This is a genomic window from Cellulomonas sp. IC4_254, assembly GCF_011603975.1.
Lineage (GTDB): Bacteria > Actinomycetota > Actinomycetes > Actinomycetales > Cellulomonadaceae > Cellulomonas.
Window position 1 is genome coordinate 1 of record NZ_JAANNB010000335.1, and the last position, 2,053, is coordinate 2,053.

Consider the following 2,053-nt stretch of genomic DNA (forward strand, 5'->3'; position numbering starts at 1 on the left):
CGCCGCACCGCCCGCTCCGGGGACCGTCGTCGCGGCGTCCGCGGGGACCGCGACCGGGTCGGGCCGCGCCGGAGCCGCCTGGAGCGCCACCGCCGCCAGCAGACCGCCGAGCACCGCCACCGACGCCACCTGGGCGGCCCGCGCGAACCGCGGGCGCGGACGCGGGCGGCGGTGCGCGCCGGGCAGCGTTCCGCTGCGGTGCTGCGGGCGCGTCGTCACGTGGCGGCTCCTGGTCCGGGTCGGGGTGTCGACCCCAGTCTCCGACGGATCGTCCGCGGAGGACAGCCCGCCCGGCGGGCTCAGCGGCGCCGGGCGCCTCCCGGGGCGGCCGGATCCCCCACCCGGAGGTCCCGTGCGAGCGCGTCGAGCGCCGCCGAGCGCCGCCGCGGGTCCAGCTCCAGGCCGCCGTCCGGGGTGCGCCGGAGCGACCCGGACAGCACCAGCTCGTCCGCCGCGGCGCGCACGCCGTCGGCGTCGGCGCGCCGGTCCAGCTCCGGGCCGGACAGGGGGCGGCCCAGGAGGGCGGCGAGCAGCCGGGCCTTGGTCAGCGGGTCGGTGGCGCCGTCGAGGACGGCGGTCGGTCGTGGCTGGGTCGGCACGGTCGTCTCCCCCGGGTCGGGCGCGGGGCCGGTGCACCGCGGCTCGTCGGTCCAGCCTCCGGTGCCCGGCCGCGGCTGAGTGGTGGGCTGGGTGGTCCGGCGGGGCGCGGTGGGTGGTGATGACGGCCGTGGTGCGTAGCCCCGGAGCGAGACCCGGGTGGCGCCCGCCACGGGCACGCGTCGGTGGCAGGGGCGCGGCGACCGCGGCGGGGACGCGTCATCCGCCCGCGCGCAGCACCTCGCCGAGCCGGTGCGTCCGGCGCCGCGCGTGCTCGACCCGCAGCACCGCCGCTGCCGCCACGACCCCCGCGAGCACGGGCAGCGCCACCGCGAGCCAGGCCACGGGGCCACCCGTCCCGGGCGCCGACGCGGCCGCGAGCCCGAGCGGACCGAGCACCACCGGGGTCACCGCGCACCCGAGCGCCGCCCCGGCCGCGGACGCGAGCAGCGCCGCGGGCAGCACCTCCCCGGCGGCGACCCGGCGCGCCTCCCGGTCGGTGAGCCCGACCGTCCGCAGCGTGTCGAGGGCACGACGCCGGGCGGGTCCGCCCGCCGCCGCGGCGACCAGGACGGCGAGCGCGACGAACGCGAGCAGCAGCACCACGGAGACGGCCGCGGCCCCGACGAGCGCGCGCGGCAGCACGTCCGCGCGCAGCGCCCCGAGGACGGCCACCCGGACGGTGACCTCCGCGTCGCCGGGCGGGGGCGTGGCGCGCACGGCCGCCTCGGCACCCGGGCCGACGAGCCACACCGTGCTGGGCGGCACGGCGTCGGGGCCGCCTAGCTCGGCGACGTCCACGACGACCACGGCCCGGCCCCCGTCCTGGCCCGCCGACGGCCGGGGCACCGCGAGGTCCGCCAGCGCGTGCACGGTTCGGTCCTCGCCGTCCCAGCGGATGACCACCTCCCCGGCAGGCGCGTCGCCGGCGGCAGCGGCCGGGTCGGCCGCGGCGGGCAGGGCCGCCCCCGGCAGGGCCGAAGCCAACCGGGCCAGGGCGGCCGGCTCCCCCACCACGACGTCGACGCGCGCCGAGCCGTCGGCCGAGCGCACGGGCACGTCCCGGACCACCCGCGCCGGCACCGCGGCCGTGACGCCGGGGTCCTCCGCCCAGGTCGCCGCCGCCGCCGTGAGCCCCGCGTCGGGCGGCCCCTGCACCCGGGCGTCGCCGCCGACGGTCGCCCAGGCGGCCGCGTCCTGCCCGTCCCGGACGGCGACCGCGGCGGACGCCCCCACGACCACGAGGGCGGCGGCCGTCGCGACCGCGAGCAGCGGCAGTGCGGCGAGTCCGTCGGACCGCGCCCGGGCGACCGCCAGCACCCCGACCGCGCGGCGCGACCGCTCGGCGAGCGGGGCCAGCCGGGCGACCAGGGCGGGCAGGACGCGCGCGACCACCACCGCCCCGACGACGGCGAGCAGCGCGGGCGCCGCCGCGGCGAGCAGGTCCGGCGAGGCA

Annotated in this window: 3 protein-coding genes; all 3 read right to left on the bottom strand. The window is 82.6% G+C overall.

Features of this window, described 5'->3' with window-relative positions; translation table 11 throughout:
* The coding region (locus G6556_RS18520; protein WP_205693758.1) for a hypothetical protein at positions 1–219 on the bottom strand (219 nt) is incomplete at its 3' end.
* 80 nt (positions 220–299) lie between these two features.
* Positions 300–599: a hypothetical protein gene (locus G6556_RS18525; protein WP_166944583.1), complete on the bottom strand. Its 300-nt coding sequence runs from the start codon at positions 597–599 to the stop codon at positions 300–302.
* 217 nt (positions 600–816) lie between these two features.
* Positions 817–2,053: FtsX-like permease family protein (locus G6556_RS18530; protein ID WP_205693759.1), on the bottom strand; the 1,237-nt coding region annotated here is incomplete at its 5' end.